This window comes from Leptothrix discophora (assembly GCF_030705305.1).
GTDB classification, from domain to species: domain Bacteria; phylum Pseudomonadota; class Gammaproteobacteria; order Burkholderiales; family Burkholderiaceae_C; genus Sphaerotilus; species Sphaerotilus discophorus.
The window spans coordinates 1-26,441 of the sequence record NZ_JAUZEE010000017.1 but is presented as its reverse complement, the minus strand read 5'-3'; the positions used below and the strand labels follow the sequence as shown (position 1 = coordinate 26,441).

Genomic DNA, 26,441 nt, shown 5'->3' with positions numbered 1-26,441 from the left:
TCAGGCCGGCGGCGGCGCGTCGTGGACGCGCGGCGTCGCGGTCTCGCCGGCCGTCTCGTCCTCGGCCGGTTCTGGCGCGCGGGCCACCGCCCAGCGCACCAGCACGTCGCGGCGGAAGGTCAGCACCAGCTCGTTGCCGCCGGCATCGCGCCAGCGCCATTCGTCGTGGTTGTTGTAGGGCTCGCCGAGGCTGCCGGTGATCTGCAGCACCTCCAGGCGGCTCAGACCGGGCGACAGCCTGGCCTGCGTCATCACGACGCTGTCGACCACGCCCTTGGGCCGCTCGCCGGCATGGCGCAGCACGCGGGTGGCGCGGTTGAACTGCAGCACGGCCCAGAAGGCGATCAGCGTGAGCGCCAGGACCAGGCCCTGCCAACCGTAGACCCAGATGCCGACGACGACGGCGGCGCCGGCCAGCAGGGCGTTGACGGGCATGGGGGACTTCGGGAACTTCATGGTGCGCGGGCTTCCTTCGGGTTGGACGTCGGGCGGTGGGTGGGCGGGGCGTCGGGGCGGTTGGGGCAGTTGGGGCAACGGGGCAACTGGGCAACGGGGCAGTGACCGGGCGCGGTCCTTCAGTCCAGGTTGCGCACCCGCTCGATGGCCTGCTCGATGCGCTCGACCGGGTGCACCGTCAGGCCCTCGATCGGCTTCTTCGGCGCATTGGCCTTGGGCACGACGGCGACCGAGAAACCGAGCTTGGCCGCTTCCTTCAGCCGTTCCTGGCCGCGCGGTGCAGGCCGCACCTCGCCGGCCAGGCCGACCTCGCCGAAGGCGATGAAGCCGCGCGGCAGGGCCCGGCCGCGCAGCGAGCTCTGGATCGCCAGCAGCACGGCCAGGTCGGCCGCCGGCTCGCTGATGCGCACGCCGCCGACGGCGTTGACGAACACGTCCTGATCGGCACATGCCACGCCGGCATGGCGGTGCAGCACGGCCAGCAGCATGGCCAGGCGGTCACGGTCCAGGCCGACGCTGAGCCGGCGCGGGCTGGGCCCGCCGGCGTCGACCAGGGCCTGGATCTCGACCAGCATCGGCCGCGTGCCTTCGAGGGTCACCAGCACGCAGGCGCCGGGCACCGGCTCGCCGTGGGTCGACAGGAAGATCGCGCTCGGGTTGGCGACGCCCTTCAGGCCGCGTTCGGTCATCGCGAAGACGCCGATCTCGTTGACCGCGCCGAAGCGGTTCTTGATCGCCCGCACCAGCCGGAAGCTGCTGTGCGTGTCGCCCTCGAAGTAGAGGACGGTGTCGACGATGTGCTCCAGCACGCGCGGGCCGGCCAGCGCGCCTTCCTTGGTGACGTGGCCGACCAGCACGGTGGTGCAGCCGCTGGCCTTGGCCGCGCGGGTCAGGTGGGCCGCGCATTCGCGCACCTGGGCGACCGAACCGGGCGCGGAGGTGAGCTGGTCCGAGTACAGCGTCTGGATCGAATCGATGACGCAGAAGGCGGGTTGCTCGGCCTCCAGCGTCGCGAGGATCTTCTCCAGCCCGATCTCGGCCAGCACGCGCAGGTGGCGGCCTTCCAGCCCGAGCCGGCCAGCGCGCAGCGCGACCTGGGCGCCGGACTCCTCGCCGGTCACGTACAGCACCTTCATCTGGCGCGACAGCGCCTCGGCCGCCTGCAGCAGCAGCGTGCTCTTGCCGATGCCCGGATCGCCGCCGATCAGCACCACGCCGCCGGCGACGATGCCGCCACCGAGCACGCGGTCCAGCTCTTCCTGGCCGGTGGGGGTGCGGGCGACCTCGGCGGCCTCGATGTCGGCCAGCGTCGCGACCGGCAGGCTGCGCGCGAGCGCCTGGTAGCGGTTCCGGCCGCTGCCGGCGGCGGCTTCGGCCGGGCCTTCGTCGAGCGTGTTCCAGGCCCGGCAATGCGGGCACTGGCCCAGCCATTTCGGGCTGGTGCCGCCGCATTCGCGGCAGGTGTAGAGGGTCTTGTCGCGGGCCATGGGGCGCGATTGTCGGCGCTGGTGGCGCGCGTCAGTCGGTCACGCGGCCGCGCATCGCCTTGATGCCCGAGCGGGCCGACTTGCCCTCCAGCCGCCGCTGTTTCGAGCCGAAGGTCGGCTTGGTGGCCTTGCGGTCCTTGGGCACGAACAGCGCACGCTGCAGCAGCTCGTCGAGCCGCGCCAGCGCATCGGCCCGGTTGGCCTCCAGGCTGCGCGACTCCTGGGCCTTGATGACGACCACGCCCTCGCGCGTGATGCGGTGGTCGGGCAGGGCGGCCATGCGCGCCTTGACCTCGTCGGGCAGGCTGGAGGCCGCGATGTCGAAGCGCAGGTGGACCGCGTTGGAGACCTTGTTGACGTTCTGCCCACCGGCGCCCTGGGCCCGGATCGCGCTGAAGTGCACCTCGTGCGGCGAGATGCGGGTCGCCTTCATGGCAAGGCGCCCTCGGGCAGCGGCGCGACATGCGTCGGCACGCGCAGGGCGAGCGCGCACATCAGCTCGTAGCCGATCGTGCCGGCGGCCTGGGCGACCTCGTCGATCGGCAGTCGCGTGCCGTGCGGGCCGTGGCCCCAGAGCGTCACCTCGGCGCCCAGGCCGGCCTGCGGCACCGGCGTCAGGTCGACCGCCAGCATGTCCATCGAGACCCGCCCGACCGTCGTGCAGCGCACGCCGTCGACCAGCACCGGCGTGCCGGTCGGTGCGTGGCGCGGGTAGCCGTCGGCATAGCCGCCGGCGACGATGCCGATGCGCTGGGCCCGATCGGCCCGGTAGGTGCTGCCGTAGCCCACCGTGTCGCCCGGCTGCAGGTCCTGCAGGCCGATCACGCGGCTGCGCAGCGTCATGGCCGGGACCAGCCGCCAGTGGTCGATGCCGTGTTCGGGGAAGTCGGGCGCGCTGCCGTAGCTCAGGATGCCGCTGCGGACCCAGTCGGCGCGGACCTCCGGGCGGTGTGCATGGCGCAGGATGGCCGCGCTGTTGCCCAGGCTGCGTTCGCCGGGCAGGTCGTGCGTGGCGGCGACGAAGGCCTCGACCGCCGCATCGATGCCCTTGGGCCCGTCGGCGTCCGAGAAGTGCGTGATCAGCGAGATCTCGTCGACCTGCGGCAGCGCGTTCAAGCGCACCCAGGCGCCGCGCCAGGCCTGCGGCGTGTAGCCCAGCCGGTTCATGCCGCTGTTCATCTTGAGGAAGACGCGGTGCGGCTGGTGCGTCTTGTGCGCGGCCAGCCAGGCGATCTGCTGGTCGTGGTGGATGACGTGCCAGAGGTTGAGCCGCGAACACAGCTCCAGGTCGCGGGCCTCGAAGCAGCCTTCGAGCAGCAGGATCGGTCCGCGCCAGCCGAGGTCGCGCACGCGCTGGGCCTCGTCCAGGTCCAGCATCGCCAGGCCGTCGGCCACCGCCAGCGCCGGCCAGACCCGCTCGATGCCGTGGCCATAGGCATTGGCCTTGATGACGCCCCAGAGCCGCGCGTCGCCGGCCCGCTGGCGGGCAATGCCGAGGTTGTGCGCGATGGCGTCGGGATGGATCAGGGCTTCGATGGGACGCGGCATGCGCGGGATTCTGCCAGTCGACCCCTCGGCGACCCCAGCTGCAAGAGCCGTTCGCCGGGGTCGTGCAGGACCGCTCGCCGCCCCCCCGCACCGGGTGTCTGCACGGGTGGAGCGCGACAGGTGCCGTGCTATAACCCCGCCGCGTCGAAACGCGACCCTCGGTGCATCCCGGCACTGCTGCCCGTCCTGGCAACAGCCGCCGTCCGATCGGGATCGCTCACCCACCCGCGCCGGATGAAAAAAGGTTTCTACACCATCATGTCAGCGCAGTTCTTCAGCTCGCTGGCAGACAACGCCCTGTTCGTCGCCGCCGTCGAGCTGCTGCGCACCTCCGGTGCCGGGGAATGGCAACGGGCCGCGCTGGTCCCGATGTTCGCGCTCTTCTACGTCGTGCTTGCGCCCTTCGTTGGCGCCTTCGCGGATGCGGTGCCCAAGGGCAAGGTCATGTTCGTGTCCAACAGCATCAAGGTGGTCGGCTGCCTGCTGATGCTGTTCGGCACCCACCCGCTGCTCGCCTATGCGGTGGTGGGGCTCGGCGCGGCGGCCTACTCGCCGGCCAAGTACGGCATCCTCACCGAGCTGCTGCCGCCGTCGCAGCTGGTCAAGGCCAACGGCTGGATCGAGGGCCTGACGATCGGCTCGATCATCCTGGGCGTGCTGCTCGGCGGCCAGCTGGTCGGCCCGCACATCGCGCCGTGGCTGACCTCGATCGACATGCCCTTCGTCGAGACCGGCATCGACTCGCCGGCCGAATCGGCGATCGCCTCGCTGGTCTCGCTCTACGTCATCGCCGCGCTGTTCAACCTCTACATCCCCCGCACCGACGCCACCCTGCAGCCCTTCCCGGCCCAGCCGATGGCGCTGGTGCGCGACTTCTCCGACTGCAACGCCAAGCTCTGGAACGACAAGCTCGGCCAGATCTCGCTGGCCACGACCACGCTGTTCTGGGGTGTCTCGGGCAACCTGCGCTACATCGTGCTGGCCTGGGCGGCGGCGGCGCTGGGCTACTCGACCACGCAGGCCTCGTCGCTGGTCGGCGTGGTGGCGGTGGGGACGGCGGTCGGCGCGGTGGTCGCGTCGATGGCGATGACGCTGGACCAGGCCACGCGGGTGATCGCGCTGGGCATCGCGATGGGCCTGCTGGTGGTCGGCATGAACGTGATCGACAACGTCTGGGTGGCCGCGCCCTTCCTGATCCTGCTGGGCGGGCTGGGCGGTTTCCTGGTCGTGCCAATGAACGCGCTGCTGCAGCACCGCGGCCACAACCTGATGGGCGCCGGCCGCTCGATCGCGGTCCAGAACTTCAACGAGCAGGCCTGCATCCTGGCGCTCGGGGCGTTCTACACCGGGATGACGCGCGGTGGCATGAGCGCCTTCGGCGCGATCACGATCTTCGGCCTGCTGGTGGCCGGCACCATGTGGCTGATCGGCCGCTGGCACCAGCGCAACCTGCGCGAGCACCCCGACGAGCTGGCCCGCCTGCTGTCGATGGCGCGCAGCGACGGCCACTGAAGCCGGCGGCCCCTTCCCGCGATGAGCGCCGCGAGCCGCGTCAGCGGACTGGCCGTCCTGGCCCTGATGTTCAACGCCCTGACCTGGGGCCTGTCCTGGTGGCCGTTCCGGCAGTTGCAGGACGCCGGCCTGCATTCGCTGTGGAGCACGGTCCTGATCTACGGCAGCGCCATGGTCGTCGTCACCGTGGTCCGTCCGCGCGCCTGGGGCCAGCTGCTGCGCCAGCGCAACCTGTGGCTGATCGCGCTGGCGTCGGGCTGCACCAACCTCGGCTTCAACTGGGGCGTGACGATTGGTGACGTCAGCCGCGTCGTGCTGCTGTTCTACCTGACCCCGCTGTGGACCGTCGCGCTGGCGCGCTGGCTGCTGGGCGAGCATGCCGACGCGCGGGTCTGGCTGCGCGTGGCGATGGCGCTGGCCGGTGCCGCGCTGGTGATCAGCGCCGGCCACGACGGCCAGGCCGCCCGGCCCGCGTCGATGCCACGGCTGGCCGATGCGCTGGCGCTGGCGGCGGGCTTCTTCTTCTCGCTCAACAACGTGATGCTCAGGCGCTCGGCCGATCTGCCCGAGGAAGGCCGCGCGCTGGCGATGTTCGGCGGTGGTGCGCTGGTCTCGCTGCTGGTCGTGTCGGCCGGTTCGCTGGGCCTGGGTGGGCTGGATGGGCTGGGCATGCAGCCACCGCCGCCGGTCCAGGCCAGCTGGCTGCTGCCGGCGATGGGGCTGGCGCTGGCCTTCCTGCTGTCCAACCTGTCGCTGCAATACGGCGCGGCGCGGCTGCCGGCCAACGTCACCTCGGTGGTGATGCCCTGCGAGGTGGTGTTCGCCTCGCTGTCGGCAGTCTGGTGGGCCGGCGAGGTGCTCGGGCCGATGTTGCTGATCGGCGGCGCGCTGATCCTCGGCGCGACGCTGCTGGCAGCCTGGCAGGGACGCTGAACCGGTCAGGACGAGGCTGCCGGCCGGACCGTCACGGCTGGATCGGCGCGGTCGGCTCGAACACCCGCTCGAAGGTCCGGTCGTGCTGGGCCAGGATGCGCACCAGCTCGCCCTCGTCCAGCGGCGTCGTCAGGTAGGCGTCGCAGCCCGCGAAGGTTGCCCGGATGCGGTCGACCGCGCCGCTGCGATGGGCCAGCGCAACGACCACCGGCGCGATGCCGGCGGCAGTCGGATGGCGGCGGATGCGCCGACAGGCCTGGTAGCTGTCGATGCCGTCCTGGCCCAGGCCGAGGAAGACGAAGCCGTAGCTCTGTTCGTCGCACAGCCGGATCGCGTGCTCGGTGCTGCGGGCCAGCGTCACGCCGTAGCCGCAGCGGCTCAACAGGTCGTGCAGCACGCTGCGTTCGGCCGGGCTGGCGCTGACGACCAGCACCTCGTCAAGGCGCAGTTCGCCCTCGACCATCACCGAGTTGCTGAAACCATGGCTGGTGCGGAAGTCGCCGACCCGCTGCGTGCTGTCGGCGGCCTGCTGGCGCGCCCGTCCGCTCGGCCGCGGAGGCCGGCGCAGCGCCATCGCGTCGAGCGCGCGCTTGATCTGCAGCGCGTCGATCGGCCGCGCCAGGTGGGCGCCGACGCTTGCCGGCGCGCTCGGGCCGCCGATCAGCACCGCGTCGCGCATGCGCCCGGCACGGCCGACGGCCAGCACCGCCTCGGGCTGTTCGGCATCGGCGACGACCAGGTCGCTGTCGTGCAGGTCAGGGCAGAGCTCGTAGGCGTGGCTGTCGCGCGCGGCGGCGAGGCGGAAGTAGCTTTCCAGCGTCGAGCGCTCGAAGGGCGTGAAGCCCACGAAGGCCACCCGGTGGGTGGGGATCATGCGAGGTCCAGGTTGCTGCCGTTACAGGTGGAAACGGCCCGTCATCTTTTGACGCGAGGCAGGCAGGGTCAAGGTCATCGTCGACGAAGGCGTCGGCGACCCCCACGTTCGAGGGGATCTGGCGGGGTCCATGACGAGCTGTCGGTCGAATTTGCGGGTTCGGGCGAGCCTCGCAGCGATCCGATAATCCGCCCCTTCACGCATTCAACGACCGGCCCGCGCCGCGCGCATGTCCGCTGCGGCCCGGCCTGGACCACGGAGCCCACCCATGTTCGAACACGTCGACGCCTACGCGGGCGATCCCATCCTGACGCTCAACGAGAACTTCCAGAAGGACCCGCGAGCCGACAAGATCAACCTGTCCATCGGCATCTATTTCGACGACGCCGGCCGCCTGCCGGTGATGGGCGCGGTGCGCGAGGCCGAGACCCAGCTCGCGCAGGCCATCGGGCCGCGCTCGTATCTGCCGATGCTCGGTGCGCCCGACTACCGCGAGCAGGTCCAGCGCCTGCTGTTCGGCGCCGACCACCCGGCGCTGCGCGAAGGCCGCATCGTGACGCTGCAGACCCTGGGCGGCTCGGGTGGCCTGAAGGTCGGCGGCGACTTCCTCAAGAAGTACTTCCCCGGCTCGGCCGTCTGGGTCAGCGACCCGACCTGGGACAACCACCGTGCGATGTTCGAGGGCGCCGGTTTCCAGGTCCACACCTACCCGTACTACGACGCGGCCACCGGCGGCCTGCGCTTCGAGGCCATGCTCGAGACCCTGCGCAGCCTGCCACGCCACAGCATCGTGCTGCTGCACGCCTGCTGCCACAACCCGACCGGCGTCGACCTGAGCGCGTCGCAGTGGCGCGAGCTGATCCCCGTGCTGGTCGAGCGCGAACTGCTGCCCTATGTCGACATCGCCTACCAGGGCTTCGGCGATGGCATCGCCGAGGACGCTGGCGCGATCCGCGCGCTGGCCGATGCGGGCCTGGCCTTCTTCGTCGCCAACAGCTTCTCGAAGAGCTTCTCGCTCTACGGCGAGCGCGTCGGCGGGCTGAGCGTGGTCTGCCCGACGGTGGCGGAGGCCCAGCTGGTGCAGGGCCAGCTGCAGATGGCGGTGCGCAAGAACTACTCCAGCCCGCCGACCCACGGCGCGCGCATCGTCGCCCGCGTGCTTGGCACGCCGGCGCTGCACCAGCAGTGGTCCGACGAGCTGGGCGAGATGCGCCAGCGCATCCAGGCCATGCGCCAGCGCCTGCATGCGGTCCTCAGCGACATGCTGCCCGGCCGCGACTTCGGCTATTTCCTGAGCCAGCGCGGCATGTTCAGCTACACCGGCCTGAGCCCCGCCCAGGTCGACACCCTGCGCGAGGTCCACGGCGTCTACCTCGTGCGCTCCGGCCGCATGTGCGTGGCCGGCCTCAACACCGGCAACGTCGAAGCCACCGCGCGTGCGATGGCGGCGGTGCTCAGGTAAGCAAAGCCCGAAAGCACCGACCGGACGCCCGCACGAGGTGCCGCGCGTACCCGCGTGGCCGGGGGCTCGATTCCCCCGGGCCGAGCGCCGGGCCGCCCCAAGCCGGCCCGGACCCCCGTGGGGGGTGGCCGCGCGTACCCGCGTGGCCGGGGGCTCACATCAGTCGTGGCTGATGCGCAGGGACTTGACGCGGGTGTAGCGCTCGCGCAGGTCCATGCCCCAGGCGGCGTGCGACGGGGCGAGGCCCGCCGCGGTCGACGTGGCGGCCGGGTCGTCGGCGCCGTTGACGCTGATGCGGTCGCAGCGCAGGCCGTGGGCGAGTCGCCACTGGCGGGCGCCGTCGCGGGTCCACAGGCCGACACCGCGCAGCTGCTCGCAGGCGTGGGTCAGCTCGACCGCCTCGTCCTCGTCGTCGAAAGCCAGAACGACCTGCACCGGTCCGGCCGGGTCGATGGCGATGCGGCGCGTCCAGGCGGTGGTCCAGGGCGTCAGCAAGGTCGGCCGGACCCAGTGCCCGCCCAGCGCGGCGGCCTCGGCGTCGATCTCGCCTTGCGCGACCAGACGCAGGCCGCTTTCGGCCGCGAAGGCGATCTGGCTCTCGACCTGGTCGCGGCGGTGCGGCGAGGCCATCGGGCCGAGGTCGCGGTCCGCCAAGGCGGTGCCCACACGCAGCTGGCGGTATCGCAGGGCCATGCGTTCGAGCAGCTCGGCGTGGATCTCGCGCCGCGCCAGGATGCAGGTGGGTCGCATCAGGCTCTGGCCGGAACGGTGTACGCCAGCGGCGACCAGCTCGGGCACGGCGCGGTCCAGGTCGGCGTCCTCGAACACCAGCTGCGGCAGGCTGCCGACCTGCAGCACGGTGATGTCCTTGCCATGCCGACCGGCCAGCGCGCGCACGGCCGCCGCGGTCTGAGCCGATCCGGCGACCGTGACCTGGGCGACGCCTGGGTGCTCGACCAGTGCGGCACCCGCTTCCTGGCTGAGGCCGGGCACGACGTTGAGCGTGCCGGCGGGCAGACCGGCCTCATGACAGATGTGGGCAAAGGCGAGCACGCTCAGCACCACCGTCTCGGCCGGCTTGACGATGCAGGCATTGCCGGCGGCCAGCGCCGCGCCGACGCAGTCGCCCAGCAGCGTCAGGCTGCCCTGCGTCGGCAGCATCAGGCCGATGACGCCCAGCGGCTCGCGCCAGCTCAGCAGCGTCTGGCCTGGCATGGCGGGATGGGCGCTGCTGCCGGTCAGGCCGACCGTCGCGGCCCAGCCTTCGAGGCGACGGGCCAGCGCCATCGCGTCGGCCCGGCCACGCGACAGCGGCAGGCCGGCGTCGAGCGCTTCGAGCCGGGCCAGCTCGTCGACCCGCTCGCGCACCAGCGCGGCGATGCGCTGCAGGCACAGGCCGCGCTCGTGCGGGCTGGCCTGGGCCCAGCTGCCGGGTTCATCGGGGCGCAGGGCGCAGCGGGCGGCTTGCACCGCTGCATCGATCTCCGGTGCGCCTGCACGGGCGACGCGGCCCAGTTCGACGCCGGTCGACGGATCGATCAGGGGCAGCGTGTGCAGACCTTGCGGCCGACGCCACTGCCCGGCGATGCAGACCAGCGCCGGATCGAAGGGCAGTGCGGCACGCAGGCCGGAGGGCAGGGTCGGGGCCAATCGAGGTCCTTGCGGCCCCTGGCCCGTGGATGTGTCGGCTGGCCGGGAGCCGGCGTTGTTGCAGCGCCGACAGGGTGCGATGCATCTTAGGAGTGGCCCCCGCCGCGGTGTGGTGCGTGCGCGTCAGGTGTGTATCGGGTTGCTGCCCCGTGGCGCGCTGGCCACGGGCATCCCGTTCAGCGCTTCAGGGCGTCGCGGATCTCGCGCAGCAGCACGATGTCCTCGGCGGGCGGCGGCGGCTCGGCCGGGGCGGCGGGCGCCGCTGCGGGCTCGGCCTTCAGGCGGTTGATCTGCTTGATCATCATGAAGATGATGAAGGCGAGGATCACGAAGTTCAGCGCCACCGTGATGAAGCTGCCGTAGGCGAGCACCGCGCCGGCCTTCTTGGCCTCGACCAGCGTCGTGGCGGTCTGGCCGGCCAGCGGGATGAAGTGGTTGCTGAAGTCCAGCCCGCCAAAGATCTTGCCGACGATGGGCATGATGACGTCGCCGACCAGCGAGTCGACGATCTTGCCGAACGCGCCGCCGATGATCACGCCGACCGCCAGGTCGACCACGTTGCCCTTGACGGCAAAGTCCTTGAATTCGCTCATCACGCTCATGGGGCGCTCCTTGTTTGTTCAGGTCGGAATCGATACCGCTTGGGTACCAGCGAGCCGTGCAGTATTCCCGGGGTGCTCGGGCTGTCAACCGGGCCGGCCTGAGGGTGTCGGGCTGTCGTTTTTTGACAGCCGCCCGGCGCGCCGGCACAGCGGCGGGGCAGCCCCTGTCAGGGAATCCCGCAGGGCGTGGACTAGAATCGCGGGTTGCTCCCATAACAGACCGGTTTACTTTTCCACGAGGACTCACATGAGTGACCAGCAAGTCGACCAGGCCAAGCGGACATGGCTGATTGCGTCGAGCTGCGCAGGTGCGATCGGCGGCGCGGCCGTTGCGGTGCCCTTCGTCAGCACATTTGCTCCGTCCGAGCGCGCCAAGGCGGCCGGCGCTGCCGTCGAGGTCGAGATCGGTGCCCTGCAGCCCGGTGAGAAGCTCACGGTCGAATGGCGCGGCAAGCCGGTCTGGATCGTGCGCCGCACGCCCGAGCAACTGGCCGCACTGCCCAAGCTGGATGTCCAGCTCGCCGATCCGAACTCGGATCGCAAGGCCTACCCCACCCCCGAGTACGCCAAGAACGCAGCCCGTTCGATCAAGCCCGAGTACCTCGTGGTCGTCGGCATCTGCTCGCACCTGGGTTGCTCGCCCAGCGACAAGTTCCAGGCCGGTCCCCAGCCCTCGTTGCCCGACGACTGGAACGGCGGCTTCCTGTGCCCCTGCCACGGTTCGACCTTCGACCTGGCCGGCCGCGTGTTCAAGAACAAGCCCGCGCCGGACAACCTCGAGGTGCCGCCGCACATGTACCTGTCCGAGACCAAGCTGCTGATTGGCGAAGACAAGAAGGCCTGACGAGGAATCGAGGACATCATGGCTGAATTCAAAGAGGCTCCTGCCGACGCTTCGGCGGCGACCAAGCTCCTGACCTGGGTGGACAACCGCTTCCCGGCGTCCAAGCTCTACAAGGAACACCTGTCGGAGTACTACGCACCGAAGAACTTCAACTTCTGGTACTTCTTCGGCTCGCTCGCGCTGCTGGTCCTGGTCATCCAGATCGTCACCGGCATCTTCCTGGTGATGCACTACAAGCCCGACGCGGCGCTGGCATTCGCCTCGGTCGAATACATCATGCGCGACGTCCCCTGGGGCTGGCTGGTGCGCTACATGCACTCGACCGGCGCCTCGGCGTTCTTCGTCGTGGTCTACCTGCACATGTACCGCGGCCTGATCTACGGCAGCTACCGCAAGCCGCGCGAGCTGGTCTGGATCTTCGGTTGCGCGATCTTCCTGTGCCTGATGGCCGAAGCCTTCATGGGCTATCTGCTGCCCTGGGGCCAGATGTCCTACTGGGGCGCGCAGGTGATCGTGAACCTGTTCGCCGCCGTGCCCTTCGTTGGCCAGGACTTGGCGCTGCTGATCCGCGGCGACTACGTGGTCAGCGACGCGACGCTCAACCGCTTCTTCAGCTTCCACGTGATCGCGGTCCCGCTGGTGCTGCTGGGCCTGGTGGTGGCGCACATCATCGCGCTGCACGAAGTGGGTTCGAACAACCCCGACGGCGTCGAGATCAAGGCCAAGAAGGACGAGCGCGGCATCCCGCTGGACGGCATCCCCTTCCACCCCTACTACTCGGTGCACGACATCATGGGTGTGGGCGGCTTCCTGATGATCTTCACCGCCATCGTGTTCTTCGGCCCCGAGCTGGGCGGCTACTTCCTGGAGTACAACAACTTCATCCCGGCCGACCCGCTGAAGACGCCTGCGCACATCGCGCCGGTCTGGTACTTCACGCCGTTCTACTCGATGCTGCGTGCGACCACCGACGTGATGGTCAACGTGCTGAGCGTGATCGTCGCGCTGGGCGCCGTGCTGACGGTGCTCAAGGGCGGCCTGTCGGGCAAGGCCAAGGGCCTGGTGCTGATCGGCGGCCTGGTCGCCATCGTGCTGCTCAAGACCTTCGACGCGAAGTTCTGGGGCGTGGTGGTGATGGGCGGTGCCGTGGTCATCCTGTTCTTCCTGCCCTGGCTGGACCACAGCCCGGTGAAGTCCATCCGCTACCGCCCGAGCTGGCACAGCTATCTGTACGGCGTGTTCGTGGTGTTCTTCCTGGTGCTGGGCTACCTCGGTATCCAGCCGCCTTCGGACATCGGCACCCTGGTCGCCCAGGTCGGCACGCTGTTCTATTTCGGCTTCTTCCTGCTGATGCCGTGGTGGAGCCAGATCGGCGAGTTCAAGCCGGTCCCGGACCGCGTCACGTTCGAAGCCCACTGAGTCGGCACACGGAGCCATCACGATCATGATCAAGCGTATTGCCGCCTTGCTCGCATCCCTGGTCGCCTGCGCCGCCCTGCTGGCGCCGGCTGCCCACGCCAACACCGGCGGGATGGAGTGGGACAAGTTCCCCGTTGAAAAACTGCACGACACCGCCGCCCTCCAGCGCGGCGCGAAGGTGTTCGTCAACTACTGCCTGAACTGTCACTCCGCTGCCTACATGCGCTACAACCGCATGCGCGACATCGGCCTGACCGAAGAGCAGATCAAGACCAACCTGATGTTTGCCACCGAGAAGGTGGGTGACGTCATGAAGGTCAACCTGGATCCGCGCCAGGCCAAGGAGTGGTTCGGCGCCACCCCGCCTGACCTGACGGTCATCGCGCGTTCGCGCGCAGGTGCTGGCGGCTCGGGTGCCGACTACCTGTACACCTACCTGCGGACCTACTACGCCGACGACACCAAGGCGACGGGCTGGAACAACCTGGCCTTCCCGAGCGTGGGCATGCCCCACGTGCTGTGGGAACTGCAGGGCGTGCGCCGCGCGGTCTACGAAGAGCAGACCGACCCGCACGACCATGCCAAGAAGGTCCACGTCTTCAAGGGCTTCGAGCAGGTCTCGCCTGGCAAGCTGAGCAACGGCGAATACGACAGCACGGTGGCCGACCTGGTCGCCTACCTGCAATGGATGGGCGAGCCGGCCCAGACGACCCGCGTGAAGCTGGGTGTCTGGGTCCTGCTGTTCCTGACGATCTTCACGCTCATCGCCTGGCGCCTGAACGCGGCGTTCTGGAAAGACGTGAAGTGATGGCCTGAGCGCCAGGGGCCCTCCAGAGGCCCTCGGCGTCGGCGCGCAGTGGCGGGCAACCGTTGCTGCGCGATTTTGTTTTTGTGTCCCGCCTCTTTTGTGCGTCCTCTTGGGAGCGACTCCAGCCATGATGGTCCTCTACTCCGGCACCACCTGCCCCTATTCGCACCGCTGCCGCTTCGTCCTGTTCGAGAAGGGCATGGACTTCGAGATCCGCGATGTCGACCTGTTCGCCAAGCCCGAGGACATCGCGCTGATGAACCCGTACAACGAGGTTCCGATCCTGGTCGAGCGCGAACTGATCCTGTACGAATCGCACATCATCAACGAGTACATCGACGAGCGGTTCCCGCATCCGCAGCTGATGCCGGGTGACCCGGTCGCGCGGGCCCGCGTGCGCCTGTTCCTCTTCAACTTCGAGAAGGAACTGTTCGCCCATGTGAACGTGCTGGAAGGCCGCGGCGTGCCCAAGGGCAACGACAAGCAGCTCGAGAAGGCCCGGTCGCAGATCCGTGACCGCCTGACCCAGCTCGCCCCGATCTTCCTCAAGAACAAGTTCATGCTCGGCGACGACTTCTCGATGCTGGACGTGGCGATCGCGCCGCTGCTGTGGCGCCTCGACTACTACGGCATCGACCTGTCGAAGAACGCGGCACCGCTGCTGAAGTACGCCGAGCGCATCTTCTCGCGCCCGGCCTACATCGAGGCACTGACGCCGTCCGAGAAGGTGATGCGCAAGTAAGCAGGCGCCGCGACGATGCCCATCCCGACCGCGCCTGACGCCCAGGCTTCCTCGACCCGGCCCTACCTGATCCGTGCGCTGCACGACTGGTGCACCGACAACGGCTACACGCCCTACATCGCCGTGTACGTCGATGCCAGCGTGCAGGTTCCGATGGAGTACGTGAAGAACCACGAGATCGTTCTGAACGTGGGCATCGACGCGACCAACGGCCTGAGCCTCGGCAACGAGTACGTCGAGTTCAAGGCGCGTTTCGGTGGTGTCGCCCGCGACATCATCGTGCCCATCGACCATGTCATCGCGATCTACGCCCGCGAGAACGGCCAGGGCATGGCCTTCCCGGTGCCCACCGAAGCCACCCCGGTGGTCGGCGGTGACCAGGTCGGCGGTCCGGCCGACGGCGCCCAGGCGCAGGATGTTGCCGGCGCGGTCGCATCGCCCTTCGGCCTGCGGCTGGCCAGCGCGCCGGCCGCCGAGTCCGGTCCGGCCGATGCGCCGGCCGACGGCGACCGAGGCCGTGACGACGAACCGCCGCCGGGTCCAGGCGGTGGCCCGCGACCCTCGCTCAAGCGGGTCAAGTAGAGCCAGTTCCCGGACCGACCGACGGTCCGGACCCCATGAGGCGCGACCTACAATCGCGCCTCGTTTCTGCTTCGTTCCTCGTCTGCACGACGCAGCCGGCTTAGCTCAGCTGGTAGAGCACCCGCCTTGTAAGCGGAAGGTCGTCCGTTCGATTCGGACAGCCGGCACCACTGCTGCGTCGATCCCCCACTACTTCGCGTTTCCCACGTCCGCCATGAAGCGACAACTCTGGATGCTGGCCGGTGCGCTCAGCCTGGTCGTTGGCATCGTGGGGATCGTCGTGCCGCTGCTGCCGACGACGCCCTTCGTGTTGCTGGCCGCCGCCTGCTGGTCGCGCGGCAGCGAACGCTGGGAAACCTGGCTGCTGGCCCATCCGCGTTTCGGGCCGATGGTGCGCAACTGGCGCCGTGACCGCGCCATCCCCTTGCGCGCCAAGCAACTCGCCGCCGTGATGATGGCCGCCGGCAGCGCCTGGGCCTGGAGCCGCCTGCCGGTGGTGCCCTGGCTGCCCGCGCTGTGCTGTTCGCTCGTCCTGATCTGGATGTGGCGGCTGCCGACGGCGCCGCTGACCGACCTCCACACGGACGATCAGGTGCCTGCAGGCCCCGGCGTGAGGCCCTCGTCGTCGAACAGCGACAAGGTCTGAAGGTCGCTGATGGCCGCGCGGCGGGGCGCGCCGGTCGTGTTGCCTGGACGGGGCGGTGACCCGGTTGGCCGTGCGCTGGCGGCGACCTTGCCGCGTCCCGCGTCGCGCGGCGTCAACGCCGGTTCGGCCACCGCCGCGCCCGGGCGGCTCAGGTTGCCCACCCGCACGCCCAACAGCCGGATGCGGCGCGACAGCGTGATGCGCTTGAGGCACTGCCCCGCCGCCGCGCGGATCTCCGCGCCGTCGTCGGTCGGCGCGGGAATCGTCAGGTCGCGCGTGACGGTGCGGAAATCGTCAAAGCGCAGCTTGATGCCCACCGTGCGGCCGACGTAGCCCTTGCGCGCCAGGTCGTCGCCGACCCGCTGGCACAGCGTCGTGAAGATCTCACCCAGCCGGGCGCGGTCGTTGCGCGGGTGCAGGTCGTGCTCGAAGGTGGTCTCGCGGCTCATCGAGACCGGCTCGCTCTCGCGCACCACCGGCCGGTCGTCGCGGCCATGCGCCGCCTCCTGCAGCCACAGGCCGTGGTGGGCGCCGAACTGCTCGACCAGCCAGTCCAGTGGCTGGCGCGCCAGGTCGCCGATGGTGCGCACGCCCAGCTCGACCAGGCGCGCGCTCGCCTTGGGCCCGACGCCGTGGATGCGCCCGACCGGCAGCGGCCAGATGCGCGTCGGGATGTCCTCTGGCATCACCACGGTCAGGCCGTCCGGCTTGTCCAGGTCGCTGGCGATCTTGGACAGCAGCTTGTTCGGCGACACGCCGATCGAGCAGCTCAGCCCGGTCGCCGCATGCACGTTGTTCTTGAGTTCCTGCGCGAGTGAGCGCAAACCTCCCAGCGGATCGTGGCCGACGGGATCGCGTGCGCCGGGCACGTCGCTGAGGTCGATGTAGATCTCGTCGATGCCGCGGTCCTCGATGGCCGGCGCCAGCTCGGCCACCGCCGCCTTGAACAGCCGCGAGACGCGCCGGTACTCGTCGAAGTCGGCCGGCAGGAGGACGGCGTGGGGCGCGAGCACGGCGGCCTTCATCAGCCCCATGCCGGAATGCACCCCGAAGGCCCGCGCCTCGTAGGTCGCGGTGGTGACGACGCCGCGGCCGACGTAGCCGGTCAGCGGCGCGCCCTCGGGCGCATCGGCCGGCGCCGATCGACGGCCACCGACGACGACCGCCTGGCCGCGCAAGCCCGGACGGCGCGCCAGTTCCACGGAGGCATAGAACGCGTCCATGTCGAGGTGGGCGATGAGCCGGTCGGGCAGGGCAGATGTCACGTTTGTTGCGCCAGGCAGGCGTTCAGCTTGAATAGTTTGACTTACAAGAGGTGGCTTGCAGCTCGATTGAAAAGATGGGATGATTTCCCACATCGAAGGCGCCGAAGGGTGCCAAGACCCGCACCGCATCCACCCAGGAGTCTGACCATGTCCTCACCGAACACCCGCGCCAGCGTCGCCCCGTCGCGTCGCATCCTGCAACTGACCCTCGCCGGGCTGTCTGCTGCGGTGATCGCCGCATGCGGCGGTGGCGGCGTGGGGGCGGGCGGGACGGGTGCAACCGCGTCGGGCACCGTGAGTGGTTTTGGCTCGATCATCGTGAATGGTGTTCACTACGATCTGGACTCGACGACCAGCGTCTCGGGTGACGACGATGTCCAGGGTGACCGCAGCGATGTGAACCGTGGCATCAAGCTGGGCATGGAAGTGGAGATCGAGTCGGGAGACATCTCCTGCTCCACCGCTACCGGTACCTCGGTCTGCCGTGCCAATGCCTCCTCCATCTCCTGGGGGACCGAGTACAAGGGTCCGATCGTCGGCAATCCGGCCACCGGCAGTTTCTCGATCCTCGGACAAGACGTGCTGGTGACCCCCGCAACGCTCTTCATTGGCGGTGACTCGATCACGACCAAGGCAGCGCTCGCCGCCGGGCAGGTCGTTGAGGTGCACGGTCGGTACAACAGCGCAACCAATAAGTTGAGCGCCACTTTGATCGAAGTGAAGGCTCGGAACGTCGCTTCGTACACGGGGCAGTTCCGGTTCGCCGGCAACCTGACCGCCTATGTGGCGCCGACGAACACGACGGCGGGTTCCGCAACGGTCGGGGGCATCAATCTGGAAGTTGGATCCGGTTCTGATGTCCGTGGCACCGTGCTCAACACGCGGGTCCGGGTGCGGATCAACTCTCAAGCCACGCCGACGCTCCCGGGGGCTCAATACGTCGCCGACCGCATCCGCTCGGCGGAGCGCGACATGACTAAATACGCGGGACGTGAAGGTGAGGTCAAGGGCATCGTGACCAACCTGGTCGCCACCCCGACCGAAGTGACCTTCAAGGTTGGCACGACCTCGGTCAAGATCATCAAGGCCAATGTGAGCCAAGCCGTCCTTGACGTGATCGCTGGTCAGATCGGCAACCAGACCGTCGAGGTCGAAGGCCGCATCGGGACGGATGGGGTCTTGGTGGCCACGAAGATTTCCCTCGAAGATGAGAACGAGCTTGAGATCGAGATCACCGGCACGTTCACGGTCAGTGGCAACACGCTGACTGTGGGCGGCAAAGCCTTCGACATCTCGGATCCTTCTGCAGTCTCGATTCGGCGCGGCGCGGCTACGCTGGCGCTGACCCTGACCGAGTGGGCCGGTGCCCGTGTCGAGGCTAAAGGTGTCCTTCAACCAGACGGCGTGACGATCAAGCTGATTCGCATCAGCCGCGAAAGCTGATCCCACACCAGCATTCAGACCCGCGAACCCCACGGCCCCGCCGTGGGGTTTTTCTTTGCGCAGTCGAAACGCCCTCGCTGCCTAGAATCGACCCATGATCTCCCGCGAACCCACCCTCGAACGCCTCGTCATCGCCCGTCAACTGCTGCTCGAGCCCTATGGCCTGAGCGACGCGAGCCTGCGGCAGGCGCTCAACACGATCGCGGCGCACAAGGTCGACGATGCCGACCTCTACTTCCAGTACACCCGCAGCGAGGGCTGGAGCCTTGAGGAAGGCATCGTCAAGAGCGGCAGCTTCAGCATCGACCAGGGCGTGGGCGTGCGCGCGGTGGCCGGCGAGAAGACCGCCTTCGCGTATTCGGACGACATCTCCGAGGCCGCCCTGCTCGACGCGGCGCGCACGGTGCGCAGCATCGCGGCGGCCGGCCAGAGCCGGCGCATCAAGGTCGACACGCCGCAGCAGGTCGCGGCCAGCCGCAGCCTCTATCCGGGCATGGACCCGATCGCCACGCTTGACAGCGCCGCGAAGGTCGCGCTGCTCGAACGGGTCGAACGCCTGGCCCGCGCGAAGGACCCGCGCGTGGTGCAGGTCATGGCCGGACTGGCCGGCGAGTACGACGTCGTGCTGGTCGCCCGTGCCGACGGCACGCTGGCTGCCGACGTGCGCCCGCTGGTGCGCCTGTCGGTCACCGTGATCGCCGAGCAGAACGGCCGCCGCGAGATCGGCTCGGCCGGCGGCGGCGGGCGCTACGGCATGGGCCACTTCCAGGACGATGTGATCTCGCGCTACGTCGACCAGGCCGTTCACGCCGCGCTGACCAACCTCGACAGCCAGGCCGCGCCGGCCGGCGAGATGACGGTCGTGCTCGGTTCGGGCTGGCCCGGCATCCTGCTGCACGAGGCGGTCGGCCACGGGCTGGAAGGCGACTTCAACCGCAAGGGTTCGAGCACGTTCTCGGGCCGCATCGGCCAGCGTGTCGCCGCCAAGGGCGTGACCGTGCTCGACGACGGCACGCTCGCCGACCGTCGCGGCTCGCTCAACATCGACGACGAGGGCCATGCCTCGCAGCGCAACGTGCTGATCGAGGACGGCATCCTCAAGGGCTACATCCAGGACGCCACCAACGCGCGCCTGATGAAGGTCGCCCCGACCGGCAACGGCCGGCGCGAGAGCTATGCCCACGTGCCGATGCCGCGCATGACCAATACCTACATGCTGCCGGGCGACAAGACGCCCGAGGAGATCATCGCCAGCATCGACCGCGGCCTCTACGCCAGCAACTTCGGCGGTGGCCAGGTCGACATCACCAGCGGCAAGTTCGTGTTCTCGGCCAGCGAGGCCTGGTGGGTCGAGAAGGGCAAGCTGCTCTACCCGGTCAAGGGCGCGACGCTGATCGGCAATGGTCCGGACGCGATGAACCGCGTCTCGATGATCGGCAACGACCTCGCCCTCGACCCCGGCGTGGGCACCTGCGGCAAGGAAGGCCAGAGCGTGCCGGTGGGCGTCGGCCAGCCGACGCTGCGCATCGACGGCATCACCGTCGGCGGCACGGGCTGAGTCCCGCCCGGCAAGCCAGGCAGGGCCCGTTACGCCCGTGTTCATCGGCCTTCGCGGGCATGTCGGGGTTCCGCCGCCTTGCGGCTTTCACGCCACCTTCGGGTGATCACGTAGGCAGGTCGTCAGGATCTGCGTGCTAAAGTCTTTCGCATGTCTCGGTACCCGTTCTTCTTTGCGTACTTTTGGTTCTCGCACCGCACCGGCGGAGGAGAGGCCTGAACGCACGCAAACCGCAGCGACAGACCGATCAAAGACCGCCGGATGCCCCGGCGGTTTTTTTTTGCCCTTCCCGATCTCTCCACGTTCACCCGTCATCACAGGACCCAGACCATGACCGCTCCGCACGAACCAGCCGCCAACCGCTGGCAGGCCCCGATCGACAAGACCTCGCAGACCGATGACGAAAGGATTGTTGACGTGACCCCGCTGCCGCCGCCCGAGCACCTGATCCGCTTCTTCCCGATCCGCGGCACGGCCGTGGAATCGCTGATCTCGGGCACGCGCCAGAAGATCCGCGACATCCTGCATGGCCGCGACGACCGCCTGCTCGTGGTCATCGGCCCCTGCTCGATCCATGACCCGGCCGCCGCGCTGGAATACGCCCGTCGCCTGCTGCCGCTGCGCGAGCAATATGCCGACACGCTCGAGATCGTCATGCGCGTGTACTTCGAGAAGCCGCGCACGACGGTCGGCTGGAAGGGCCTGATCAACGACCCTTACCTGGATGGCAGCTTCCGCATCGACGAGGGCCTGCGCATCGCGCGCCAGCTGCTGGTGGACATCAACCGGATGGGCATGCCGGCCGGCAGCGAGTTCCTCGACACCATCAGCCCGCAGTACATCGGCGACCTGATCAGCTGGGGCGCGATCGGCGCGCGCACGACCGAGAGCCAGGTCCACCGCGAGCTGGCCTCGGGCCTGTCGGCGCCGATCGGCTTCAAGAACGGCACCGACGGCAACATCAAGATCGCCACCGATGCGATCCAGGCGGCGGCCCGTCCGCACCATTTCTTGTCGGTGCACAAGAACGGCCAGGTCTCGATCGTCGAGACCCGCGGCAACGCCGACTGCCACGTCATCCTGCGCGGTGGCAAGGCGCCGAACTACGACGCGGCCAGCGTGGCCACCGCCTGCGCCGACCTGGCGGCATCCAAGCTCGAACAGCGCCTGATGGTCGACTGCAGCCATGCCAACAGCAGCAAGCAGCACCAGCGCCAGATCGACGTGGCCCGCGACATCGCCGCGCAGATGGCCGGTGGCAGCCGCTCGATCTTCGGCGTGATGGTCGAGAGCCACCTCGTCGGCGGTGCGCAGAAGTTCAATCCGGGCCAGGACAACCCGGCCGCGCTCGCCTACGGCCAGAGCATCACCGACGCCTGCATCGGCTGGGACGACTCTGCCGCCGTGCTGGCGACGCTGGCCGACGCGGTGAAGGCGCAGCGCGGCTGAGCGCCGCTTGATCTTCCGCTTGGAGGCGTCGATGCGGCCCCGCTAGCATCGACGCCACCCCCCACAAGATCACGGAGTCACCGCCATGCCCCATGTCACCGTCAGCTGGTCGGAGCGCGAGCAACTGAGCCTGCAGGCCGAAGCCGGCCTCGACGCGCTGGATGCGCGCCGCTGGCTCGACGAGCAGTTCATCGCGCTGGATTGCGAGCCCCTGCGGGCCTCGGGCAAGGTGCTGGTGGCCGACAAGCTGCTGGCGCTGGCCGCCACCGGTGGGCCGGCGCAGTTCGCCGACTCGGCCTGGGCGGCCCAGTACGCCCGCGCGGCGGTGGCCGCGTCCGGCCGGGAGAGCGTCCGGGTGGACGTCGCGGCCGGCAAGGTCAGTTACTGAGACTCGGCATCGGCGCGCGCGATGCGTTCGCTGCGCCAGTAGACGTCGTCGCCGCCCAGCCCATCCAGGTTGGCGCGGTTGAGCACGCGGGCCAGCACGAACAGCAGGTCCGAGAGCCGGTTGAGGTAGTGCCGCGGCGCCTCGTTGACGGCCTCGACGCTGGCCAGCGCGACGACCGCACGTTCGGCCCGGCGCGCGATCGTGCGGGCGACGTGGGCCAGCGCCGCGCTGCGGGTGCCGGCCGGCAGGATGAACTCCTGCAGCCGCGGCAACTGGCCGTTGTAGAGCGCCAGGGCCTCGTCCAGCCGGAGGACGGCCTCGACCTTCAGCAGCGTGTAGCCGGGGATCGACAGCTCGCCGCCAAGGTTGAAGAGTTCATGCTGGATCACCACCAGCAGCTCGCGCACGTCGGCCGGCAAGGGTTCGGCCAGCAGCACGCCGAGCTGCGAGTTCAGCTCGTCGACATCGCCCATCGCGGCGATGCGCAGGTGGTTCTTCGGCACGCGTTGGCCGTCGCCCAGACCGGTGCTGCCATCGTCGCCGGTGCGGGTGCTGATCTGTGTGAGTCGGTGTCCCATGGGGCGCGATCGTAGCGCCGGCACAATGCCCGTTTTCTGGAGAGCTGGAGAGCACCACATGGCCGCGATTGCCGACCTGACCGACGCCGAGATCGGCGAACTCGATGACCTGCTGGCCGCGATTCCCGAGCCCCTCGAGGCGCTGGACGTGGTCATGCTCGATGGCTACCTGTGTGGCGTGCTGGCCCAGCCCCGCGTGATCGACCCGGCGCAGTGGCAGCCGCCGGCCTTCGACTGGAACTTGCTCGGCGCGGCCGAAGCCGCTGCGGCCGATGCGCCCGCCGGCACCGTGCTGACGCCCGACACACCCGGCTGGCACAGCGCCAAGCACGAGCGCCTGCTGGCGCTGGTGATGCGCCGCCATGCCGCGCTGGCCCAGGGCCTGATCGACGGCTGGTTCGATCCGCTGGTCATGCAGCCGCTGGATGACGACGGCCAGCCGCTCAAGGGCAAGGAGGCGATGACCGCCGCGCTCGCACCCTGGGTGATCGGCTTCGAGCATGCGCTGGAGCATTTCCAGGACCTCGAGTCGCTCGACGCGCCCGAACTGCCCGACCTGCTGGCCTGCCTGTGGCGGCACCTGCCCGAGCAGAGCGAGGATGAACGCGCCGAGTCGCAGGCGCTGGACCAGGAGCATCCGCTGACCTCGCTGGACGCGGCGATCGACGACCTCGTCGGCAACGTCGTCGAGCTGGCCGACCTGGCGCGTGCCGCCCGCGTGAAGGTCGAGACGGTCCGGCGCGACCAGCCCAAGGTCGGCCGCAACGACCCCTGCCCCTGTGGGAGCGGTCGCAAGTTCAAGCAATGTCACGGCAAGGACGGTGCCTGATCGTGTGCGCCAGTGTGGGTTCCACGGATCCGAAGCAGCACCTGATCTTGACGATCATCATGCGATCGACAACCCTGGGTGCCAAACTGGCACACATTCCCAGCCTAGGAGCACGTTCATGAAGATTCTGGTCGCCGTCGATGGCAGCGAGTTCACCCGGCGCATGGTGGCGTACTGGACCGCCCACGAGGAATGGCTGGGTGCCAGCCACGATTTCACCGTCCTGACGGTGGTTCCGACCATCCCGCCGCGCGCCGCCGCCGTGCTGGACCGCGAGTTGCTGCATGCCTACTACGCCGACGAGGGCGAGAAGGTCTTCAAGCCGCTGCGCACCTTCCTGGACGGTCAGCGCATCCAGGCGACGTTCCTGAGCAAGACCGGCCATGTCGCCGACGTCATTTCCAGCACCGCCGAGGAAGGCAAGTTCGACCTGGTGATGATGGGTTCGCACGGCCATTCCGAACTGGCCGGGCTGGTGATGGGCTCGGTGACGACGCGCGTCCTGGCCGGCTGCAAGGTGCCTCTTCTGATCGTTCGCTGATCTTTCGCTGAATCGATTGCATCTCCCGATGCGACAAGGCCCGCTGATCGCGGGCCTTGTTTGTTCCGGGGACGGGCCGACTCAGCGAGCCGGCATCGTCACCGGCGTCACGACGGGTGGCTTGACCCCCTCGACCGCCGCGCTGCGCGCCACCGGCGGCACCTCCGGCGTCAGGCTCATGTCGAGCCCGAAGGCGGTGCCGTAGTCGGCGAAATCGGGCACGCGACGCTTGCGACCGCTGGCGGTCGTGACGCTGCCCTTGCGCTTGAACCAACGGGTCCAGGCCATCCATGCGCTCATGACGATCTCCCTGGCCCTGTGCGTCGAGCCTCACGGAACACGATCTCGGTCGTTGTCTTGCGCGACCGGGCTGGCTGGAGGACGGCACGGCGCACGCTTCAGGCCGGAGAAGTGGGCTCTTCCGAGCTGTCCTTCTGGGGTCCCGCCCGGCCCGTTTCAATTGTGAACCGGACCTGAGTCTTCAGTGTCGCCTGATCGCGTGCGGGGAATGCCGTCTCTCTTGCAACGAAGTGTAGCCAGCGGTTACCGACCTCGATGCGCGCATAACCCCGGCTGTCGCTGCGCGCGTGCAGGATGTCAGTGTTGCTTTCACGAATCAGGTCGTTGAGTGGCGTGGCCAGGCCGCGACTGGTGATCGAGGTCGTGACGAACTCGCTGGCGACGGGCGGTGAACGCGGGTCGTTGGGGCGCAGGCGCAGGTTCGCGGCGACGTGGCGGTGCACGTCGCCGCCCAGCATGACGACGTCCTCGAGACGCCGTTCGGCGATGTGCCCGAGCAGCCGCTCGCGCGCGGCGGGATAGCCGTCCCAGCCATCGCTGGAGACCAGCCGCCGGCCCATCAACTCGATGCCGGACGGGCTCATCTGCGTGCCCTGGCCGATCAGCTTCCAGCGGCGCTGGCTGGCCGCCAGGCCGTCGTGCAGCCAGCGTTCCTGGGCGACGCCCAGCAGGGTGCGGCGCGGGTCGGCGCGGGCCACCTGCTGTTCGCTGATCAGCCGTCCGCCGACGGCATCGGGGTCGACGCCGACCTGCTCGCTGCGGTGCTGGCGGCCGTCCAGCGTCCACAGCTCGGCCAGCTGGCCCCAGGTCCAGTGGTCGTGCATGCGCATGCCAGCCGCGCCAGGCAGCTGGTCCAGCGCCAGCGGCAGGTGCTCGAAATAGGCCTGGTAGGCCGCCTGCCGGATCGCCAGGAAGCGACCGGCCTCGTCGGGGTCGCTGCCGCGCTCGCCGGCGTAGTCGTTGCGGACCTCGTGGTCATCCCAGCACAGCAGCCAGGGGTGCGCGGCATGGGCGGCCTGCAGGTCGGCATCGAGCTTGTAGGTGGCGTGGCGCGCGCGGTACTCGTCCAGCGTCTGCGGCGGCGGGCCCTCGTGCGGACGCAGCAGGAAGGCCGGGTTGCTGGAGTCGTAGATGTAGTCGCCGACAAACAGCACCAGGTCGACGTCGCTGGCGGCGATCTCGCGGTGGGCGACGTAGCGGCCCTGCTCGTAGTGCTGGCACGACGCCAGCGCGATTGTCAGCCGGTCGGGCCGGGCATCCGGTGCCGGCGCGGTGCGGGTGCGTCCGACGGGGCTGGCGACCGCATCCAGCAGGAATCGGTAGTGGTAGATGCGGCCCGGCGCGAGACCCTGCACCCGCACCCGCACGCTGTGGCCGAGCTCAGGCTTGGCGATCACCTCGCCACGGCGGACGACGCGGGCGAAGCGATCGTCGTCGGCGACCTCCCAGCGCAAGCGGATCGGCAGCGGCGGCAGTCCGCCGCCCGGCGCATGCGGCTGTGGCGCAAGCCGGGTCCAGAGCACGACCGAGTCCGGCCGCGGCTGGCCGCTGGCAATGCCCAGCGTGAACGGGTCGTGCTCGAAGCGTGGCCGCCAGTGCGGCAGGCGCGGCGCGGCCGCCTCGCTCGAACGCAGCCGTCCGGCGGCCAGCATCAGGGCCAGCGCGGACAGGCGTTGCAAGGTCGAACGGCGGGAGGCATGCATGCAGCCGACGATGCTAGGGGCTGGACGGCCTGCCGGCGCCGACGCGGGTCAAGCTCAGGCTCTGCCGGCCTGCACGGCCTCGGCCGGCGGTCTTCCGTCACGCGGCGCGCCCTGCGCGAGCGCCGCGCCGATGCGGTCCAGCAGGGAAGGGCGGGCCGATCCGGCGGTGCCACCGTCATCGCCCAGCAGCTTCCACTGGTGCCAGTGCAGCGCGATCTCGATGCTGACCTGCGGATGCAGCAGCCGCAGTGCGCCCTGTTCGACGGCCTCGCGCACCAGCGGCCAGGCCGCCACACCGACGCCCCAGCCCGAGGCGACCGCGCGCACATAGGCCTCGGCCGACGGCACATGGCGCTGGATCAGCCGGGGCTGGCGCAGGCCGAAGGCCTTGGCGACCCACTGCGCCTGCACGTCGTCCTTGCGGTTGAAGACCACGAAGGGCACCTGGGCGAAATTGCCTCGGTGCAACCCGCCGCTCAGGTGGCGGGCCAGGAAGGCCGGGCTGGCGACGGCGACGTAGTGCATCACGCACAGCGGGCTGACGCGGCAGGCGCGCAGGGCCTCGTCCAGCGTCGTCACGCAGCCCAGCACCTGGCCTTGCCGCAGCCATTCATGGGTGAAGTCCTGGTCGTCGACGACGAGTTCCAGCGACACGCCCTCGTCGACCAGCGGCTGCAGCGCCGGCAGCACCCAGGTGGCCAGGCTGTCGGCGTTGACCGCGATCGGCACGCGCTCATGGGTGCGCCCCTGCTCGCCGAGTTCACGGTCTAGGTGTGAAGGTTCAATAGGTTGTTGCGGGTGTTCACCCGAAGAGGTCTTGAG

At 69.4% G+C, this 26,441-nt stretch carries 27 protein-coding genes and 1 tRNA gene; 16 read left to right on the top strand and 12 right to left on the bottom strand.

Going from position 1 to position 26,441, the window contains the following annotated elements; all coding sequences use genetic code 11:
- The 4 genes from Q8X39_RS19805 to alr all read right to left on the bottom strand — a co-directional run bounded on the left by Q8X39_RS19805 (position 1) and on the right by alr (position 3,491).
- Positions 1-435 (bottom strand): hypothetical protein, encoded by a 435-nt coding sequence (locus Q8X39_RS19805; protein ID WP_305751426.1) that lies wholly within the window; start codon positions 433-435, stop codon positions 1-3.
- Between the two features lie 140 nt (positions 436-575).
- Complete coding sequence (gene radA / locus Q8X39_RS19800; protein WP_305751425.1) at positions 576-1,943, bottom strand: DNA repair protein RadA; 1,368 nt, start codon at positions 1,941-1,943, stop codon at positions 576-578.
- Between the two features lie 31 nt (positions 1,944-1,974).
- On the bottom strand, positions 1,975-2,376 hold the full coding sequence (gene arfB, locus Q8X39_RS19795; protein ID WP_305751424.1) for an alternative ribosome rescue aminoacyl-tRNA hydrolase ArfB: 402 nt from the start codon (positions 2,374-2,376) through the stop codon (positions 1,975-1,977).
- Positions 2,373-3,491: an alanine racemase gene (gene alr, locus Q8X39_RS19790; RefSeq protein WP_305751423.1), complete on the bottom strand. Its 1,119-nt coding sequence runs from the start codon at positions 3,489-3,491 to the stop codon at positions 2,373-2,375. Before alr ends, arfB begins: the two co-directional genes overlap by 4 nt.
- Positions 3,492-3,725: 234 nt before the next feature.
- Here alr and lplT point away from each other — a divergent pair, with 234 nt between their 5' ends.
- Both lplT and Q8X39_RS19780 read left to right on the top strand, forming a co-directional pair.
- Positions 3,726-5,003, top strand: a complete 1,278-nt coding sequence (gene lplT, locus Q8X39_RS19785; protein WP_305751422.1) for a lysophospholipid transporter LplT — start codon at positions 3,726-3,728, stop codon at positions 5,001-5,003.
- A gap of 21 nt (positions 5,004-5,024) precedes the next feature.
- On the top strand, positions 5,025-5,936 hold the full coding sequence (locus Q8X39_RS19780; protein ID WP_305751421.1) for a DMT family transporter: 912 nt from the start codon (positions 5,025-5,027) through the stop codon (positions 5,934-5,936).
- Between the two features lie 31 nt (positions 5,937-5,967).
- Here Q8X39_RS19780 and Q8X39_RS19775 read toward each other — a convergent pair whose 3' ends face one another.
- On the bottom strand, positions 5,968-6,810 hold the full coding sequence (locus tag Q8X39_RS19775; RefSeq protein WP_305751420.1) for a response regulator transcription factor: 843 nt from the start codon (positions 6,808-6,810) through the stop codon (positions 5,968-5,970).
- A gap of 268 nt (positions 6,811-7,078) precedes the next feature.
- On the opposite strand from Q8X39_RS19775, the gene Q8X39_RS19770 reads away from it, so the two are divergent.
- Positions 7,079-8,272, top strand: a complete 1,194-nt coding sequence (locus tag Q8X39_RS19770) for an amino acid aminotransferase (protein WP_305751419.1) — start codon at positions 7,079-7,081, stop codon at positions 8,270-8,272.
- Between the two features lie 159 nt (positions 8,273-8,431).
- On the opposite strand, the gene Q8X39_RS19765 is transcribed toward Q8X39_RS19770, so the two are convergent.
- Together Q8X39_RS19765 and mscL are read right to left on the bottom strand one after the other, a co-directional pair.
- Positions 8,432-9,922 carry an aldehyde dehydrogenase family protein gene (locus tag Q8X39_RS19765; RefSeq protein WP_305751418.1) on the bottom strand — a complete coding sequence of 497 codons (1,491 nt, stop codon included), beginning with the start codon at positions 9,920-9,922 and terminating at the stop codon, positions 8,432-8,434.
- Between the two features lie 176 nt (positions 9,923-10,098).
- Positions 10,099-10,524, bottom strand: a complete 426-nt coding sequence (gene mscL / locus Q8X39_RS19760; RefSeq protein ID WP_305751417.1) for a large conductance mechanosensitive channel protein MscL — start codon at positions 10,522-10,524, stop codon at positions 10,099-10,101.
- A gap of 247 nt (positions 10,525-10,771) precedes the next feature.
- Here mscL and petA point away from each other — a divergent pair, with 247 nt between their 5' ends.
- The 7 genes from petA (at position 10,772) to Q8X39_RS19725 (ending at position 15,565) form a co-directional block, all read left to right on the top strand.
- Positions 10,772-11,368: a ubiquinol-cytochrome c reductase iron-sulfur subunit gene (gene petA / locus Q8X39_RS19755; RefSeq protein ID WP_305751416.1), complete on the top strand. Its 597-nt coding sequence runs from the start codon at positions 10,772-10,774 to the stop codon at positions 11,366-11,368.
- 18 nt (positions 11,369-11,386) lie between these two features.
- Complete coding sequence (locus Q8X39_RS19750) at positions 11,387-12,787, top strand: cytochrome b (protein WP_305751415.1); 1,401 nt, start codon at positions 11,387-11,389, stop codon at positions 12,785-12,787.
- Positions 12,788-12,812: 25 nt separating this feature from the next.
- The gene (locus tag Q8X39_RS19745) at positions 12,813-13,595 is read left to right on the top strand and encodes a cytochrome c1 (protein ID WP_305751414.1); all 783 of its coding nucleotides are present in this window, start codon (positions 12,813-12,815) and stop codon (positions 13,593-13,595) included.
- Positions 13,596-13,722: 127 nt separating this feature from the next.
- On the top strand, positions 13,723-14,337 hold the full coding sequence (locus Q8X39_RS19740) for a glutathione S-transferase N-terminal domain-containing protein (protein ID WP_130482952.1): 615 nt from the start codon (positions 13,723-13,725) through the stop codon (positions 14,335-14,337).
- A 15-nt stretch (positions 14,338-14,352) separates the two neighbouring features.
- Entirely contained in the window at positions 14,353-14,919 is a 567-nt protein-coding gene (locus Q8X39_RS19735) for a ClpXP protease specificity-enhancing factor (protein WP_305751413.1), read from the top strand.
- Between the two features lie 94 nt (positions 14,920-15,013).
- Positions 15,014-15,089 (top strand) — tRNA-Thr (locus tag Q8X39_RS19730).
- Positions 15,090-15,133: 44 nt separating this feature from the next.
- Positions 15,134-15,565: a YbaN family protein gene (locus Q8X39_RS19725; protein ID WP_305751412.1), complete on the top strand. Its 432-nt coding sequence runs from the start codon at positions 15,134-15,136 to the stop codon at positions 15,563-15,565.
- Here Q8X39_RS19725 and dinB read toward each other — a convergent pair.
- A complete protein-coding gene (gene dinB / locus Q8X39_RS19720; protein WP_305751411.1) occupies positions 15,508-16,830 on the bottom strand; it encodes a DNA polymerase IV in 1,323 nt (440 codons plus the stop codon). The two genes, Q8X39_RS19725 and dinB, sit on opposite strands and share 58 nt — an antisense overlap.
- A gap of 147 nt (positions 16,831-16,977) precedes the next feature.
- On the opposite strand from dinB, the gene Q8X39_RS19715 reads away from it, so the two are divergent.
- From Q8X39_RS19715 to Q8X39_RS19700, 4 genes are all read left to right on the top strand, one after another.
- Positions 16,978-18,273, top strand: a complete 1,296-nt coding sequence (locus Q8X39_RS19715; RefSeq protein WP_305751410.1) for a DUF5666 domain-containing protein — start codon at positions 16,978-16,980, stop codon at positions 18,271-18,273.
- A gap of 94 nt (positions 18,274-18,367) precedes the next feature.
- Positions 18,368-19,831: a metalloprotease TldD gene (gene tldD, locus Q8X39_RS19710; protein WP_305751409.1), complete on the top strand. Its 1,464-nt coding sequence runs from the start codon at positions 18,368-18,370 to the stop codon at positions 19,829-19,831.
- A 330-nt stretch (positions 19,832-20,161) separates the two neighbouring features.
- Complete coding sequence (locus Q8X39_RS19705) at positions 20,162-21,280, top strand: 3-deoxy-7-phosphoheptulonate synthase (protein ID WP_305751408.1); 1,119 nt, start codon at positions 20,162-20,164, stop codon at positions 21,278-21,280.
- 85 nt (positions 21,281-21,365) lie between these two features.
- A complete protein-coding gene (locus Q8X39_RS19700) occupies positions 21,366-21,668 on the top strand; it encodes a hypothetical protein (RefSeq protein WP_305751407.1) in 303 nt (100 codons plus the stop codon).
- Here Q8X39_RS19700 and Q8X39_RS19695 read toward each other — a convergent pair.
- Positions 21,662-22,246: a cob(I)yrinic acid a,c-diamide adenosyltransferase gene (locus tag Q8X39_RS19695; protein WP_305751406.1), complete on the bottom strand. Its 585-nt coding sequence runs from the start codon at positions 22,244-22,246 to the stop codon at positions 21,662-21,664. The two genes, Q8X39_RS19700 and Q8X39_RS19695, sit on opposite strands and share 7 nt — an antisense overlap.
- Before the next feature lie 58 nt (positions 22,247-22,304).
- Between Q8X39_RS19695 and Q8X39_RS19690 the strand changes: the two genes are divergently transcribed.
- Positions 22,305-23,075, top strand: a complete 771-nt coding sequence (locus Q8X39_RS19690; protein ID WP_305751405.1) for a UPF0149 family protein — start codon at positions 22,305-22,307, stop codon at positions 23,073-23,075.
- 118 nt (positions 23,076-23,193) lie between these two features.
- On the top strand, positions 23,194-23,616 hold the full coding sequence (locus tag Q8X39_RS19685; protein ID WP_305751404.1) for a universal stress protein: 423 nt from the start codon (positions 23,194-23,196) through the stop codon (positions 23,614-23,616).
- 81 nt (positions 23,617-23,697) lie between these two features.
- On the opposite strand, the gene Q8X39_RS19680 is transcribed toward Q8X39_RS19685, so the two are convergent.
- The 3 genes from Q8X39_RS19680 to Q8X39_RS19670 form a co-directional block, all read right to left on the bottom strand.
- Positions 23,698-23,916: a hypothetical protein gene (locus tag Q8X39_RS19680; RefSeq protein ID WP_305751403.1), complete on the bottom strand. Its 219-nt coding sequence runs from the start codon at positions 23,914-23,916 to the stop codon at positions 23,698-23,700.
- Between the two features lie 98 nt (positions 23,917-24,014).
- Entirely contained in the window at positions 24,015-25,619 is a 1,605-nt protein-coding gene (locus tag Q8X39_RS19675) for an alkaline phosphatase D family protein (protein ID WP_305751402.1), read from the bottom strand.
- Positions 25,620-25,673: 54 nt separating this feature from the next.
- A partial coding sequence (locus Q8X39_RS19670; RefSeq protein WP_305751401.1) for an ArgP/LysG family DNA-binding transcriptional regulator occupies positions 25,674-26,441 on the bottom strand: 768 nt, incomplete at its 5' end.

Coding starts and splice junctions, on each gene's coding strand:
- Q8X39_RS19695 (WP_305751406.1), bottom strand. CDS start 22,246: ATGGGACACCGACTCACACAGATCAGCACCCGCACCGGCGACGATGGC.
- Q8X39_RS19675 (WP_305751402.1), bottom strand. CDS start 25,619: ATGCATGCCTCCCGCCGTTCGACCTTGCAACGCCTGTCCGCGCTGGCC.
- Q8X39_RS19745 (WP_305751414.1), top strand. CDS start 12,813: ATGATCAAGCGTATTGCCGCCTTGCTCGCATCCCTGGTCGCCTGCGCC.
- tldD (WP_305751409.1), top strand. CDS start 18,368: ATGATCTCCCGCGAACCCACCCTCGAACGCCTCGTCATCGCCCGTCAA.
- Q8X39_RS19780 (WP_305751421.1), top strand. CDS start 5,025: ATGAGCGCCGCGAGCCGCGTCAGCGGACTGGCCGTCCTGGCCCTGATG.
- lplT (WP_305751422.1), top strand. CDS start 3,726: ATGAAAAAAGGTTTCTACACCATCATGTCAGCGCAGTTCTTCAGCTCG.
- Q8X39_RS19685 (WP_305751404.1), top strand. CDS start 23,194: ATGAAGATTCTGGTCGCCGTCGATGGCAGCGAGTTCACCCGGCGCATG.
- mscL (WP_305751417.1), bottom strand. CDS start 10,524: ATGAGCGTGATGAGCGAATTCAAGGACTTTGCCGTCAAGGGCAACGTG.
- petA (WP_305751416.1), top strand. CDS start 10,772: ATGAGTGACCAGCAAGTCGACCAGGCCAAGCGGACATGGCTGATTGCG.
- Q8X39_RS19735 (WP_305751413.1), top strand. CDS start 14,353: ATGCCCATCCCGACCGCGCCTGACGCCCAGGCTTCCTCGACCCGGCCC.
- Q8X39_RS19705 (WP_305751408.1), top strand. CDS start 20,162: ATGACCGCTCCGCACGAACCAGCCGCCAACCGCTGGCAGGCCCCGATC.
- alr (WP_305751423.1), bottom strand. CDS start 3,491: ATGCCGCGTCCCATCGAAGCCCTGATCCATCCCGACGCCATCGCGCAC.
- Q8X39_RS19690 (WP_305751405.1), top strand. CDS start 22,305: ATGGCCGCGATTGCCGACCTGACCGACGCCGAGATCGGCGAACTCGAT.
- arfB (WP_305751424.1), bottom strand. CDS start 2,376: ATGAAGGCGACCCGCATCTCGCCGCACGAGGTGCACTTCAGCGCGATC.
- Q8X39_RS19750 (WP_305751415.1), top strand. CDS start 11,387: ATGGCTGAATTCAAAGAGGCTCCTGCCGACGCTTCGGCGGCGACCAAG.
- Q8X39_RS19805 (WP_305751426.1), bottom strand. CDS start 435: ATGCCCGTCAACGCCCTGCTGGCCGGCGCCGCCGTCGTCGTCGGCATC.
- Q8X39_RS19680 (WP_305751403.1), bottom strand. CDS start 23,916: ATGAGCGCATGGATGGCCTGGACCCGTTGGTTCAAGCGCAAGGGCAGC.
- Q8X39_RS19740 (WP_130482952.1), top strand. CDS start 13,723: ATGATGGTCCTCTACTCCGGCACCACCTGCCCCTATTCGCACCGCTGC.
- Q8X39_RS19770 (WP_305751419.1), top strand. CDS start 7,079: ATGTTCGAACACGTCGACGCCTACGCGGGCGATCCCATCCTGACGCTC.
- Q8X39_RS19775 (WP_305751420.1), bottom strand. CDS start 6,810: ATGATCCCCACCCACCGGGTGGCCTTCGTGGGCTTCACGCCCTTCGAG.
- Q8X39_RS19715 (WP_305751410.1), top strand. CDS start 16,978: ATGTCCTCACCGAACACCCGCGCCAGCGTCGCCCCGTCGCGTCGCATC.
- radA (WP_305751425.1), bottom strand. CDS start 1,943: ATGGCCCGCGACAAGACCCTCTACACCTGCCGCGAATGCGGCGGCACC.
- Q8X39_RS19725 (WP_305751412.1), top strand. CDS start 15,134: ATGAAGCGACAACTCTGGATGCTGGCCGGTGCGCTCAGCCTGGTCGTT.
- Q8X39_RS19700 (WP_305751407.1), top strand. CDS start 21,366: ATGCCCCATGTCACCGTCAGCTGGTCGGAGCGCGAGCAACTGAGCCTG.